This is a genomic window from Flavobacterium piscinae (assembly GCF_004122145.1).
In the GTDB taxonomy this organism is placed as follows: domain Bacteria; phylum Bacteroidota; class Bacteroidia; order Flavobacteriales; family Flavobacteriaceae; genus Flavobacterium; species Flavobacterium piscinae.
Genome location: NZ_SBKQ01000002.1, coordinates 61,721 through 78,084 on the forward strand (window position 1 = coordinate 61,721; position 16,364 = coordinate 78,084).

The 16,364-nt window shown below is 39.0% G+C and carries 3 protein-coding genes; all 3 read right to left on the reverse strand.

Going from position 1 to position 16,364, the window contains the following annotated elements; translation table 11 throughout:
- Positions 1 to 31: 31 nt before the first annotated feature.
- The 3 genes from EQG68_RS01860 to EQG68_RS01870 all read right to left on the reverse strand — a co-directional run bounded on the left by EQG68_RS01860 (position 32) and on the right by EQG68_RS01870 (position 16,274).
- Positions 32 to 3,055 carry a MopE-related protein gene (locus tag EQG68_RS01860; RefSeq protein WP_129463088.1) on the reverse strand — a complete coding sequence of 1,008 codons (3,024 nt, stop codon included), beginning with the start codon at positions 3,053 to 3,055 and terminating at the stop codon, positions 32 to 34.
- A gap of 269 nt (positions 3,056 to 3,324) precedes the next feature.
- The gene (locus EQG68_RS01865) at positions 3,325 to 10,710 is read right to left on the reverse strand and encodes a GEVED domain-containing protein (protein ID WP_129463089.1); all 7,386 of its coding nucleotides are present in this window, start codon (positions 10,708 to 10,710) and stop codon (positions 3,325 to 3,327) included.
- A 206-nt stretch (positions 10,711 to 10,916) separates the two neighbouring features.
- Positions 10,917 to 16,274 carry a GEVED domain-containing protein gene (locus EQG68_RS01870; RefSeq protein WP_129463090.1) on the reverse strand — a complete coding sequence of 1,786 codons (5,358 nt, stop codon included), beginning with the start codon at positions 16,272 to 16,274 and terminating at the stop codon, positions 10,917 to 10,919.
- Between the last annotated feature and the right edge of the window lie 90 nt (positions 16,275 to 16,364).

Consider the following 16,364-nt stretch of genomic DNA (forward strand, 5'->3'; position numbering starts at 1 on the left):
GGTTTTTATTTAGTTAACTCAGTAACTTAGCTTATTGTTTCACCACTCGTAGGGCTCTCGTTTCTTCTCCTTGTGTTACAATCACATTGTAAACTCCGGAAGGATATTGATTACCGAATTGATAGTTGGTAACGTCTTGTGCTTTTACTTCTCTTACTTCTAAAAGTCTTCCTGCCATATCATACACTGTCAAGCTTACAGCTTCAGTGTTGGATGTTCTCACATCAAGGGTAAAGCTTGTTGCAAATGGGTTTGGATAAGCTATTGCTTTAAAGCCTGTTTCGTTAGTTGATTCCTCTGGTCGGATAAGTATGATTTCTCCACCAGGAGTAATGATACTACACGATTTTCCATAAGGTCCCCAAACACCATTTAAGCGAATTGCAACACGTACAGTATACATCTCTCCCGGTACTAATCCTGTGAAATTATTCAATGTAACTGTTCTTGTGGCTCTGTCAACCGTTTGGCTGTAGGGTAGGTTGATGTTTTCCAATAAGAATCGGTATTGTTCAACACCCGGATATGACTCTGCAAAAAGTGATTCATTGTTTGAATTTACAAGGTATTCATCACATTGTGCATCTTCCAAACCAACAGTTGGAAACATAGGCGTAGTAATGTTACAAACCGGTCCGTATGATAAATACGTTCCGTCTGTATTTCTAACTGCTACTTCCACATTGTACGTGGTGTTGAATTCTACAGAAGTCAAATTACTCATTCTAAAATCTCTTATCGGACGGTCAACCGTTTGTACATCGATTGGATTCAGCGTATTCGTTACTCTGAAACGGTAACCCGTTGCAAACGGTACAATATCAGCAAAAATTGAATTGTTCAAGTTACTGATAGCGGAATTACACTGAGAAGCTTGAATTTGCGTAGTGGTATCCGGTGTAGAAACAGTACATGGTGTGCCGTAGAACGGTTGCCATACATTATTGATTCTCACAGAAACTTCAACCGAATATTCGGTTGCAAAAGCATAGCTTGTTAATTGTGTAAAACGGAAAACACGCAAAGCTCTGTCAATGGTTTGTACTTCATTGGTTGATAAATTGGTCACTCTAAAACGGTATCCTTGTGCTCCCGCTACCAAGTTGGCATAAACATAACTGTCAATGGTTGGTAACGTTATTCCACACTGTGCCGGTTGAACAACCGATACTATTGGCGTACAACCATTGTCGATGATGCCATCACAGTCGTTGTCTAATCCATCGTAGCAGATTTCTGTTGCTCCCGGATAAACCGTGTTGTTAGTATCGTCACAGTCGGTGTTATCATTAACTCCACTAGGGGCTAACATGTTAGTTCCAAAACCGTCATTATCAAAATCAACATAAGTGAGTAAGTTGTCATTCGAATCGAGATTATTTAAGACTCCACCGCAAGCAACCAAAACTGAAGATCCAAATCCATCATTATCTAAATCTTCATAAAGTAATAAATTATCATCACAGTCAAAGTTATTCGTAACATATCCACTCGGTTGCCCTGTACAATTAGAAATAGAACTAGCTGCATTACCAAATCCATCACCATCTACATCAGCATAATACGTTACAGCATTTAACAAAGTAATAGTGGCCCCATTGGCACTTCCCGCCTCGTTGGTTACAGTCAAAAGCCCGGAAACACCTTGTGGAACGGTTACTATTAATTCTGTATTAGATTGTGAATCGATGCTAACAGGAGTTCCTCCTACCGTTACAGCAGAAACGTAAATCAAATTATCCCCGGAAATGGTAACTGAACCGGAACCATTGTCACAAATCGCAGTTGGTGCGGTAGTAGTAACAGTTGGTGGTATCATCGTAACAGTACCCAAAAATGCAAAATTGTTTATTCTATATTCTCTGTCATTTGATGGTCCGGAAGCATCCCAACCATAAAGTCTAAAGGTAATGGCACTTTGAACATTTTGATATTGTGAAGCCCCAAGATTGATAGATTTACTCGTTGCACTTTGATTAGTTAGCGTATAGGTTGAAATAGACGAATTATAATTCAAACTTGACCGAAATGAAAAATCTTCCGGTGCATCATTATCTCTTCGCTCTTCTTCATAATCAAAGCTTTCAAAATTTAGTTGATAACCTACATTAGGTGTGATTGTCCATTCAAAATAATCATCTCCATCGATGGCATTACTAGTGGTCCAACCATTAGCTCCATACGCCCCATTTTCAGACTCATAACTGATTCCAGGTCCTCTTCCTATTCCAGATGCCGTGGCATTAGCATCAACTACTTGATTAGTTGTGTATGGATTACTAAAATTATTATTTGTTGTAATCGCATTGGAAAAAATATAACTTGGCACTGAATAATTGATTGTTACTTCATCAATAGCAAATCCATGATCTGAACCTGAGTGATTAACATCTCTCCAACGAAGCATGATATAGTCTCCATTTGCTAAAGACAGTCCTGAAAGTGATACATTTGAAGCAGAAACTCTATTTGAAACAGAATTACCATTTAAAGAAACATTATCAGAACCTGAAGAAATTGGTCCGTTTAAATCTAAACCAGGTACTGCAGTCCATCCGGAATCTGAGTTCTCATTTAAGTCTGAAAAAGAAGAAGAACTGGTTCTGTACCTAAAGCTAACTCCTTGAACACCATCACTCCCTTTTCTCCATTGTTCCAAGGTATATGAAACAGTAATTGAAGTAATCGTTACTCCGGATGTATTTCGCAACAAAAGACCAATCGCGGCATCATCAGTACTACTACTATTCAAAATTCCTAATGCTCTCTCAGAACTTCCATTCGACCCATAACTATAGAATCTTCCACTACTGCTTCCTCCATTATCTGCAGCATAGCTATTCGGATTAGCATTACCATCCTCTCTCTGTATATACCAAGATGAAATTGTATTATTATTAGTAAAATTATTTGAGCTTCCTGATTGTGAAAGCGAATTAAAATCCTGAGTATATGACCCAGTTACAGTCATGTTCACCTGTGCATAAGTGTGATGAACAAAAAACAAAAAGACTATTAAAAACAGCCCTAAATAACGTAATTTTTTAGTTTCCATATATATGTATTTAGTTGATACAATTTCGGAAACGTTCCTACATTCTTTTGATTAACAATGTATTAGGGCTATTTTTGGATAATCAAATTTAGAGTAGATAAATTGAAAAACACAATAAATTCGACAACTTGATAAAATTCCCGTTTAAAGTCAATTATTCAACACTTTTAACCTAAAAATCATCTCCATCTATCTTAAATACAAACGACATTATATAAAAAAAACCTCCGATTGCTCGGAGGTTTAATTTAGTTAACTCAGTAACTAGCTTATTGTTTCACTACACGTACAGTTCGCGTTTCATTACCTTGTGTTACAATTACATTGTAAACACCTGATGGATAACGGTCACCGAATTGGTAATTTGTTACATCTTGAGCTTTTACTTCTTTCACTTCTAAAAGTCTTCCTGCCATGTCATACACAGTCAAGCTTACTGCTTCAGTGTTCGAAGTTCTTACATCAATTGTAAAGCTTGTTGCAAATGGGTTTGGATAAGCAACCGCTTTGAACTCATTTACACCATTTGCATCTACTCTTGTTACTTCTTCAGGTCTGAAGGCACCAGGAGTAATTATACTACATGATTTACCATAAGGTCCCCACTCGCCGTTTAAGCGAATTGCTACGCGTACAGTATACATTTCACCCGGTACTAAACCTGTGAAGTTATTTAATGTAACTGTTCTTGTGGCTCTGTCAACCGTTTGGCTATATCCTAAACTAATGTTCTCCAATAAGAATCGGTATTGTTCAACACCAGGGTAAGATTCTGCAAATAATGTTTCAGTATTAGAACCTACCAAATACTCATCACATTGTGCATCTTCCAAGCCCACCGTTGGGAACAATGGTGTAGTAATGTTACAAACAGGACCATACGATAAGTATTCTCCATTTGTATTTCTAACCGCAACTTCTACGTTGTAGGTTGTATTGTATTGAACCGAAGCCAAATTAGTCATTCTAAAATCTCTAATCGGACGGTCAATCGTTTGCACATCGATAGGATTCAACGTATTCGTTACTCTGAATCGGTAACCCGTTGCAAACGGTACAATATCAGCAAAAATTGAATTGTTCAAGTTACTGATAGTTGTATTACATTGAGAAGCTTGAATTTGAGTTGTAGCTTCTGGAGTAGTAACTGAACAACCAGTTCCATAGAATGCTTCCCAAACGTTGTTTCTTCTTACAGCAACTTCAATCATATACGTTCTATCAAACGCATAATTTGTTAATTGAGTAAGGCGGAAAACACGTAAAGCTCTGTCAATCGTTTGCACCTCATTAGTAGTCATGTCAGTTACTCTGAATCGGTAACCTTGAGCTCCACTAACTAGGTTTGCATAAACATAACTGTCAATTGAAGGTAATGTAGCTCCACATTGAGAAGTTTGCACTTCAGTAGTAGAAGGACAACCAGTAGTTGTAAGTGTGTAGCTGTAAGAAGCTGCTCTTACACATCCTAATACGTTCACGCTTGATGCAGCATAACTAGTTGGACTTGTTGCAGATACTTTAGCGTAAACTGTAGTAGCAAAACCACCTGTGTAAGGAATTGTTCCTCCTTCATCAGTATATAAATCTGTTGTAGGAGTCCAAGTTACATCTGGAGCCGGTAATGCATAGTTTATAACTAAGACTGCTGTACCAAAAGTAGCATCAACTGTAGCTCCACCATCATTAAAAGACTCAGTAAGCACTAAATTAATAGCACCGCTTGTAGCTGTAAATCCAGGTACATTTACTGTTGGATCAGGAGAAATTAAACCTCCAGAACCTAATGTTGATATTTGGGTAGCACCCAATACATGAGCACCAGTTAGAGCCACACGAATTTCACTTCTCCAAGAACCGTTTATAGAGTTTACGTTTGTAAACTGTAATTCAGCAGACGTTACAACTGCACCTACAGGTATTCCTGTTATGGTTGCTGGGAAAGTTACTCCTCCTGTTACCCCGGTTGATTCCAAATTAGTTCCAAAAGAAACTACAACAGACCCTACAGAGTTTGCAGAAGCTGTTAACGCTTTTAACTCACCCTCACAAGCAGTTGTTGCACTACCTGAAACTGTAATTTCAAGTGGAGCATTTGGATTAATACTTACAGATGTTGTAGCAGAACTTGAACAAACTGCAGGAGAGGTTACTGTAACGGTATAGACCCCTACATTTGCCATAGTCACGTTAGACAGAACAGGATTTTGATCTGTAGAACTAAATCCGTTTGGTCCGCTCCATTCAAAAGTAGAACCTGGGATATCCGAGGTTGCTGAAAGCGTAATGCTTTCTCCTTCACAAACTACACCACTATTAGATGCATCTGCAGTTGGAAGAGGGTTAACCGTTAACGTTACAGCATCAGAAGTTACAGCATCACCACATAAAGGAGTTATAACAACATCGTATGATGCGTCATCTGAAGCAGAAATAGCAGTTAAATCTAATGTAGCACTTGTTGCACCATCAATTGCAATTCCGTCTTTTCTCCATTGATACGTTAAACTTGGTCCGGTAGCTGCTACGGTAAAGGAAGCATCTGTTCCTTCACATTGTGCTAAAGCAACTGGCTGTGTATCAATAACTGCACCACTAACCACATTAACTGTTACTTCAGAAGAGTGTGTACATCCTGCAGAGGAAGTAACTACTACTGAATAAGTTGTTGTTTCAGATGGATTTACAATAGGATTTTGATCTGTAGAACTAAATCCGGAAGGAGTTGAAGACCAAGCATAAGTGTAAGTAACTGGAGCAGAAGGAATAAATCGATAGATTTGACCATCTGCAGGTTTTACTCCGATACTATTTGTTGATGTAGTTGTACTGATAGAAGGAGCAGCAGATGAATCAGATAATGAAATATAATTTGCAGCTGCAGTTCCCATTAAACCAATAGAAGCTCCGCTTGAACCGGTTGGGTTACCATCTGCTTCCGGTCTGTAAACATACTCTATAATATTTGTTCCCTCATACAATTTAACTTGGAAAGAAATACCTACTGTTGAATTCCAGTTCCATTCCATGTTTAACCATTCTACTGTCAACACACGGTTTGGCGAAGTACCACTTACTTGGTAAGTAACACCAGCAGTACACTGTAAATCATCCCACAATGGAGCTAAACCTGGTCTTACTGTTGTTGTGGTAGTGGCTAAATTGTTTGCAGCTGTTGAATTTCCGGTGGCATTGAAAGTAAACAAACCATTTGAGTTCACTCTGAAGTTTGTATAATTTGTTCCACCATAACTGAATGTAAATCCGATTGGAGTTGATGAAGACAGAGTATCATCTGCTCCAACAGGTAGACTAGTTGCAGTTCCACCTACTAATGGTGTAAATGTACCACTTGTAGCTTCAAATCTATAAGAAGCACTGTTAATTGGGTAAGCAGGAGTTACTTGAACCGGTGTTATACCTAATTGTACAGGGTCATTTTCACAAACTTCTGTTAAGTCTGCTGTAGCGTCACCTGAAATTTGTGAACTTACACTTACCGTTACCGTAGTTGTATTTGAACAACCATTGGCATCCGTACCTGTTACAGTATATGTAGTTGTAACAGTTGGAGAGGCAGAAACTGTAGCTCCTGTTGTTGCACTTAAACCTGTAGCAGGTGCCCAAGTATAAGAAGCAGCTCCAGAAGCAGTTAAAGAAACGGCATCACCAGGTAAACAATACGTTGCTGAACTTGGAGTTACCTCAATAGTTGGTTGCTGTATAGTTAATGTAACTACATCAGAGTTTAAAGGTAAACATGGTGCGTTTCCACTTACTACAGCTCTATAATATGTTACTCCAACAGGTGAAGATGCAGAAACCGCAACCGTTAAAGAAGCACCTGTATCTACATTTGTCCAAGAATCTACACCATTTGGTGAAGATTGCCATTGAATACCGGTTACATCACCGGCTGCAGTTACACTAAAGTTCGCTGATGTATCAATTCTACAAACCAAGGCACTTGCCGGTTGTGTAGCAATTGAAACTCCTTCGTTAACTGTTAAAGTAGCTGAATTAGAGGTAGCTGCATTTGCATTACCGGTTACTATCGCTCTAAATCTGTAACCATTATGCACTAAAGTAATTGTTGACACTGACAATACGCTAGTTTCAGCATCTGCAATGGTCATTCCGTCTAAATCACCGTCTACAACTGAAATCCAGTTTTCTAGCCCGTCTGCATCGTATTCCCAACGATATTCAATATCTTCTTCTAATTCTTCTCCTGAACGAACTACAGTAAAGGTTGTTGACCCTCCATCACACAAGGTTACATCAGCTGGATCAGTAGCAATACCGGTGTCACCTACACTCAAGATTGAGTTTGGTGTGGTCGTTTCAGGTGAACAAGGACTTGTTCCTGTCACTTCACAATAAAACGTAAAAGTACCCAAATCAAAAGGGACACTACCTATTACTAAGGTAGAAGAAGTTGAACCACTGTAAGTTTCATCACCTAAAATAGTAAAAGAATCATTTAGCGTAAAGGTATCAAGGCCATCAGTCGCAAACCATTGGTAGGTTAATCCAGATCCTGTTGCATCTACGGAAAAAGTCGCATCGCTACCGGTTACAACTGTTTGACTTGGCGTAAACGAATTGATTACTACAGGCTCATAAATATCTACATCATAAGTAACCACTGTTGTACATCCATTATCAGTTACTGAATAACTAATGGTTACAGCACCTTCTGAAACTCCGGTAACAGTTCCACCAACAACTGTAGCTACAGCTTCATTGGAAGAAGACCATGTTCCACCCGGTGATGTACTGGATAATACTAATGTATTAGGCATACATAATGCGGTAGCGGCTCCTGTGATAGGGTTAACTACCGGGAATGCATTTACAATTAATGCATCTACACTTGAAGCAGAACCATTTGAACTTGGTTCAGCAGCAACTGTAATTACTCCGGCAGTGTCTCCGGCAGGAACAACAGCTGTAATTTGTGTATCACTATCAATAGTAAACGAAGCAGCTTCAATACCATTAAATTGAACTGATGTAGCTCCGGTAAAATTAGAACCGGTAATTACAACCGAATCCCCACCATCTTGACCACAAATAAACGTTGGGTCAAAACTAGCAACTACCACTGGTGGAGGAGTTAATTCCCAAGCTAAAGTAAATGTACCAGAACCAGAAGACCATCCATCTTGAATCCAATAGGCTGTTTGAGTAGATCCCGTAGTATTTGTCCATACTTCGTTAATTACTTCAGTATCACGACAAATTACCTCTGTTAAAGTACCACAAGTACCATAAGCTAAAGTATGAGCTGAATCATAACTTGAGGCAGTCAATCCAATAGTTAATGTATACCCATTTGGAACTTCTATAGAATAAAAAGATTCAGGAGCAGTTGTTGTAAACGTACTACCACAAGAAGCAATAACAGAGTTAGTGTAACCTACTGTAGAACTAGTAATTGGCGAAACAAGTGCACCTAAATCAAAAGCACCGGAACACAAATCATTAGCAGGAACATCCTCTGTAGTAAAGCTCCATTCAGCACAAGGGCCTACGGCTTCACCACCACTATTTACGGGTACTATTCTCCAAAAATTAGTTTGGTTGTATAACAAACCAGTAATCCCAACAGTTGGATCACCACTTTCAGGAGCAGGTAAGTTTCCAATCAAGGTTAATGAACCACTCGTTGTACCAAAGTAAACATTATATGAAGTAGCCGCTCCTTCTGTAGAAGAAGTTGCCGGTGCACTCCACGTTAATTGTGCAGCTCCTTCAACAATTGCCACATCTGTTGCTCCGTCAGCCGGAGAAACTAATGTTGTACATGCAGGAGGATTGTCAATTGTTGAAAAAGTAAATGGCCCTGACCAATCACTAAATAAAACTCCGGCTTCACAAACGGCTCTTACGTAAAATTCATAATCTGTACCTAACGTTAATTCATCTGCTAAAAAAGTCGTTGAAGTAGCAGCTTCACCAGCTCCTGTAGGTTCTCCTGAGTCAGGTGCTTGTACTACTACTTCCCATGCAGTCTCAGCACAACCTTCTGTCCACGATAAATCTGCAGTTGTTTGTGTGATGTTTGCTACCCCTAAACTAAAAGGAGCCGGACAAGGATCAGCTGCTGAAATTTCTACTAAATAGTCTTCAGTTTCACCATATCCATAGGTTGCACAAGGATCGATTGCACTACCTGTTGTATTCCATACATCTCTAACTCTTAAACGGTGAATTCCTAGAGGAGGGTCACACGCTAAAACAATCGGAAATGTTGCTGTTCCGTTAGCTCCAATAGAAGTAGTGGTAAAACCAATTCGTTCTGAAGTTTCAAACACCCCATTATCATTATAGTCAATCCAAGCGGCTACGTTTTGGCTACCAAAAGAACCAACAGTAACTGATACAGTATACGATGTTCCGGCTTGTAAAACCGCCGTATGATTAGGTAATGTATTAAAAAATGTATACGCAGGATTTACTTCATCAGTACCAGTATTATTGGCTAATGTAGTACCAAGAATCTCGATATTTGAAATTAAATCTCCATCTGTTTTACCAAAGGTATAAACCGGATCACAATAAATAATATCAGCCCCTGTTGTAAATGTTTGCACAACACAATCTGTAGCTTCTCCATTATCATTTTTAGGAACAATACTATAATAATATAAAGTACTTGCTAATAAAGGTGATGGCAATATATAAGATGTTGACGTAGTATTTGCTAAGAAAGCAGGAGACGGATCTGTTCCTAAGTAAATGTCATAACTTGTTGGTCCGCCTGTAGCGGCTGTCCAACTTAATAAAACGTTTCTAGCTACATCAGTCGCTGCATCAGCAGGCACTAACCCACTTGCACAACTTGGCGGATCTAAAAACACAGGAGGACTCCATCTGTATGTTTGTCCGGAAGCCGGAAAAACAGTAGAAGAAATTGTTACTGTAGAAAATTGAGTCCCTGCGGTCGTAGCAGACCAATCTGCAGCTGTTTCACGGTTATTGAAATCAGTAGCAGCAGAACCACCTCTGATTCCAATTTGCCCTGAGTAAGTGTTTACAGGCGTAGAACTTCCATAAACAATCTCAACATCGTTAGTTGTTTCATACAATCTAATTTGCATGTTCATAAACGTTGTTGCACTGTTGTATTGAGCTTGAAAATTAGTCCACTCAATAACCATTACTCGGTTTGGAGCAGTACCTTGCAGTTGTGTAAACACACCCCCTAAAGCTCTACCATCTCTACCAAAAGCAGCAATTGCATTGGTGTTTGAGGCTGTAGAAATTGGCGAATAGGCCGAAGTATCATTTGTACTTCCCAAACGCAAATGCCCATTTGCATTGGCTACAAATTGTGTAAAAGGAGACCCATTAAACGTAAAGGTAAATCCAATATTTGTAGCCGAAGAACGACCATCATCACTATTAGGAGCAATGATTTGTGTTCCTCCGGACAAGGCGGAATACGTACCGCTTTCCTGAACAAATGTGTAATCTGTTACTTGAGCAAATACACTAGAAAAATTAAAAAATAAAAAAGCAAACAAACACAGTAAAAAGGTTGATTGCTTCAGACCCGTCGAAGAAGACCTGCTTCCCCGACCATCCGGTTCTCGGGTTTTGAGTTGCGTCCCCAAACGCCAACTCAAGGAATTGTAGTATTTAATCATAATTAAAAAATTGGTTTAAAATGAGTTAATAAATATACTAATTATTGTTAACATGAAGTTAAGACAAACAAGACAAATCGTTAAAAAGCAAATATTCTCGATAAAGTACAAACCTATTTGAATTTTAACACGTTTCTTTTGTTAAAATCAATAAAAAAACAAAACCCTTAGCAATACTAAGGGTTTTGAATAGGTTTCGCGTATTATTAGTAAGCGACTTTCTTGGTTACAATCTGCCCTTCGGTAGTAGTAATTTGCACTAATATTACTTGATTGGCTATATTCAAATCTACAAATTGAACTGTTGTAGCATTTATTGATGATTGATCCGTAATTAATCTTCCTCTTACATCAAACAATCGGACCTCTTTCATCTCAATGTTTCCGGAGTTAACGAAAATAGTTTGATTGTTTTTGTATACCACAATTGCATTAGAAACATCAGGATTATTAACACTTAATGTTCCATCTTCAAATTGCACTTCAAAACGATCATCAAATGTACCTGCTTCGGTGGTAAAGTTATAATTTGCCGTATTCAAATTATGGATTACATTAAGCCATTTATCTTCTAAATAAACTTGTTGACCTTCTTCGAACAATCCATCAAAATTTTCTAATTCAATAGCAAAATCACCGGCAATCGTTGTTCTGAATCCTAACGGAATTTCGTCTGACACATTGAACGGCAATGCTCTACCTTGAATAGTTAATTTTTTATTACTGTTTAAAGAATATAGACTTACAACATTTCCGGCTTCGGTTACTTCGGCATCATAGGCATTGTCTAATTCGTTTGTAGCTCCTTGAACATAACCTAACAACATTTGTTTGTATGCTCCTTGTTGATTAATGATATTTAACCAAATTCTGTGTTTTTCAACAACTGAAATTTGAGGTGCATCCGGACTTCTATAAAACAAATCATTCAGACCTGTTAAACGCATAGAATTATCAAAGTTTAATGTACCGGAAGCTAAACCTTGTACAAAGAAACCTTGACCGGCAGCAATATTACCTGTTGGCACATTTGGATTCACACCCGGATTTGGAGAAGCAGCGGTTCCTGCTCCACCGGTTGCATTGTATGTGGCATAATCATTTGCATTATATACATTGGCTGTAATGGGAGTGTTATGTGTCCAAAAAAACATATTTCCTTGTAAAACAGTATTATTTGCTGCATATAATAAATCAGCATCAATAGCACTTGGATATGGATTTCCAACTAAATTTCTATTTTGAGTTCCTGAAACGGTAATACCGATAGAATAAGGACCATTATGAGGCACACCATAAAAAGCACCTGTAAATACAGCCGGTATCGTTGTACTGAATGTACCGGGAGCTCTGATGATATATCCTCTTGCTGCATCCATCACAGAAGTATTACTAATATTTTGCCATGAATACGTTCCACTATTAAAGATATAAAAACGGGCTGCATTGGTATCCGGAGAAAAACTTCCCAAAACTTGATTAGCAACCGGCGAAGACCAATAGGTATAATCATATTGTACTATTGGAGTAGTATTGCGTTCATATCTTATAGAGCCTGAATTGGCAACATTAGATAATTGGATTAAACTGGCATTATTTTCAAATACTACTGTATTAGGTAGTGATGGTCCATCCACTGTAAACTCATTTTGAACAGTAACAGTCACACCGGATTGTACAGTTAATGTTGCACCTGTTAAAACTTGAACAGAACAAGCACTAAAATTAGCCGAGGCAGTGTAGTCGCCTGCAATAATCACCCGTTTAGAAATGTCCGGTGTTCCATTACTCCAAGTAGTAGTTCCGGTTAATATCGTAGCATTGGTTGATACAGACGCAACGGTTGAATAGACCGGATTACAAGAACCCGCTCCAATAACTGCTCTAAAATATCGAATCGTTAGGAATGTTCCAAACTCGGCAGGTGTTAAAGTTGTTGTTGTATTTGCGATAGGTGTTACACCAACCGTAAAGGCAGCATCATCAGCATATTCCCATCCAAGAATATTTCCAACATGACCGGATAAAGTTATGTTGGTATAAGTAGATGAATCACATGATACTTGGTTACCGGACAATGTACCTCCTACTTGAGGTGTTACTGCAATGGCAACGGTTTGTGTACTTTCACAAAATGTTGGTCCGGGAGCAGTAGCGGTAGCGGTATAAACCGTATCAGCACTTGGCATGGCATACACCACACTCGTTCCGGTTCCTGTGTAAGGAATTGTTGCCGCAGCATCGGTATATAATCCGGTTGTAGGCGACCATACAATTGCGGATGTTGCACTACCTAACACTCTAAAATTATCGATGGCCCATCCATAACCCCAATTGGCTTGGTAATCAAAACGAATTTGAATAATATTACCTACATAAGGATTCAAATCCAAGAAAACTTGCACAAAAAATGTAGGAGTACCCTGATCCGCGTTAAAGCTTATTAAATCAGTCCAATTTGTTCCTCCATCCGTTGTTACTTGCACTCTGGTTATATCTGAGGTCAAAAATCTATTGAGATGATGATAAAAACTGGCTGAAGCGGTAGTATATGCTGTTAAATCTATCGGTGGCGAAGTTAATCTTGTTCTAGTGATACTAGGAACAGAGGGTGTACCGCTACCTTGTGCATCTGAGTTAGACAATACAAAGCTGGAATTGTCATTGCTATTAAAAGTAGCAAACCATGTAGGTGGCCCAGCATTATAACCATTTGCTCTTACTGTCCATGCCGAATTAGCCGGGCTAGAACCTCCTGTTGATGCAATTGTACTTGTAAATTGACCAGGTCCATTAATACCGGAATTAAAATCTTCTTGGTAAACGGTAATATTGGAAACAATACCTCCTGCAGCATTTAACTCAATGGCCGGTCCGTTAATACAACTATCCGTTCCGTCCGGTGTGGAAATTGTTATTGGTGTTGGCGTTTCATTAGCTGTGTAAGTAAAATTCACTGTATTGGTACTAAATGCACCACTGGTCTGACTAGCTGTTAAAATAAAGGTTGTTGTTGCACTTGTATTGAACACATATCCCGAAACAGGATCTCCGGTTACTCCCGTAGATGGAGTCCAGGTATACACATCAAAATCAGATATAGTTGATGTGATGAATACCGTTGGTGAATCGGTTAATCCACATTGTGCAGGCATCGTTGTTTGGCTTAAGGTTAAAGCCGGTGGTGCCACAATAACATTAACTGTGTAATCTTCAAAGGCTTGCCAAGTACCCGTTCTACATGGGTCTGAAAAAGGACCAAAATCAATACCTCCTATGCGTAATCTTCTTGGCCCAAGAGGTTGTGCAATTGGCACTGTAAAGGAAGCGTTTAAAGTAGTTGGTACAGCATTGGTGGATACTCCGGTATATACTAACTCACCTGCGTCAGCAAAGTCACCATCGTTATTCCAATCTACCCAAATGTTAGTATCATAGGTAAAACCTGTACCATAAGTAATAGCAACCGGAATAGTAGCTCCTTGAGGAACATTAGTTGTAAATCCTGAATAATCTCCATAACCTCCCGGTTCTAAACCGGTTGTATTATTAATACTTCCCATAGTAACGTTGGTAATTCCATTTGGATCAGGAGTACCAGTTTGCACCGGTGTACAATAAACCGGTGGTGCAACTAATGTTGTAAAAGTGGCACTTGATGACCATTCACCTAAATCGCCAAATCCACAAATACTTCTTACCCAAACATAATAGGTAGTACTTGGTGAAAGCCCCGGAATTACTGTTAAAGTTGTTCCGGCCGGTACAGTTCCCGATGGAGGAGTACTATTGGTTGGCGGAATTCCGGTAGTATTATAATAATACGCATATCCACCGGTTGGTGAAGGTGTGGGTGCTGTCCAAGTTATGGTTGCATTATTAAAACTAACTAAGGCAACTGGTGCATTTAGACCAGTAGGCACCAAACAGTTAGAAACATCAATAAATATATCATCTAAATATAAAGTTCCATTGGCTGCTTCAGAGTAAGCTCTAAAACCAAAATAATACGTATCGGTTGTAGGTGCTGTAAAATTAACAACATTGGTTTCCGGAACCGATTTAATTTCAGGGTGGTCATCCAATTGAATTGCTCCTGCCAAACCGGCTGCTGTTCCGGTGGTGCCGTAACGCACTTCCATACGGTTTGTGATAAAAGTGAATTCCGACGAACCTCCATAAATGTATTGAATGCGATAAGTTTGACCGGCTGTTAATGCAATACCTTTAGTAATAAACCATGTATTGGCATCATTGGTTGGATGAAACGAGTACGTTAAATGCTCATCAAAAAATGCTCCAAAATCCGGTGGTGAAGATTGCCAATCATTTCCGGTTCCTGCATTATCATTCACGGTACAAACCGGTAAACCGGGAACGGTAAATCCATCTCCAACAGGGTCAAAAGGTAAATAATACGGAACGGTTGTCGCCGCACAAGGTAATGTAAACGTTGGTCCGGTTACCCAAGCACTATAACTTGACCCTCCACAAAAAGAGCGTACATATAAAGTATAAGTAAAACCTTCTGTTAATCCGTTCGCTGTGGTTGATGTTCCGGCTACTGTTCCGGAATCACCTAAACCTACAGGACCTGAACCCGGTGCACCACTACTACGCACTTCAAATTGGTAACTGGTGGGTGCAACTGCCGGAGCAGTCCAAGAAATATCAGCCGTAGTTCCCGTAAAATTAATGGCCGACAAACCACTAGGTTCATAACAAGGTGGCGTCCATTGCATACGGATTACAGTACCTAAATGAGAGGTATTTCTATAATTTAATCCATTGTTTGAAGCAGTACCGGCTGTAGTTGAAGTATAAGCAACCGCATTTGCCGCTCTATTGTTGTAATCTGCGTTTGTAAGCCCTCTTAATCCACATTGCCCAATTGCAGTTACGGCAACAGAAAGAGCCGTTGGCTGCACATCATGAATAACTTCTACAATGTTACTCCCTTCATATAATTTGATTTGAAAGTTAAGCAACCCTTCACGAGGAGCTGTAGTGTTTAAATACCTTGCCATGTTTTCATACTGTACGGTAAACACTCTACTTCCGGGAGCACCACTTACTAAGTATTGTACACTGGAAACAACCCCCGTATATATTGGTGCTGAACCAAAAGTGGCATAAACAAGGCTGGTTCTTGCATAACCAGCAATAGCTCCTGAATATCTATTCGTTAAAGTGGTACTAATCGGATCCCCCATGTTTCCGGCCGGGTTAAAAGCACCGGCAAAATAAATAAATCCGTTGGAGTGAACTTTTACCTGGGTATAATCTGTTCCATTATAATTAAAAGTAAAACCCAATGGGATCTCAGAACCAATAGGTGTAATTTGTTGAAAAACTGTGGGGCCAAAAAGGTCGGTTCCTGATATTGGAGAATATACCTCTCCATCCGAAACACCATTAAACTCTTGGTAACCGTAATTTTGAACTTGAGCTTGTGAGTTAAAGCCTAACAAAAGCATGATTCCTAAAAACAACACACGCAAGGCTGAGGATGTTTTTTGGAAAAAATTCGTTCGGTTATTTTTTAAAAGTAAAGTTGAATTCATAGTTTTTATTTTTGAAAATTCAGTTTTTTAGTTTTGTTTTAATTGTAACTCATTTTATTAATTATAAACTTGAGTTAAAAATGTTCTCTT

Excerpts from the sequence above, each read along its gene's own strand:
- EQG68_RS01860 (WP_129463088.1), bottom strand. The coding sequence starts at position 3,055 with ATGGAAACTAAAAAATTACGTTATTTAGGGCTGTTTTTAATAGTCTTT.
- EQG68_RS01865 (WP_129463089.1), bottom strand. The coding sequence starts at position 10,710 with ATGATTAAATACTACAATTCCTTGAGTTGGCGTTTGGGGACGCAACTC.
- EQG68_RS01870 (WP_129463090.1), bottom strand. The coding sequence starts at position 16,274 with ATGAATTCAACTTTACTTTTAAAAAATAACCGAACGAATTTTTTCCAA.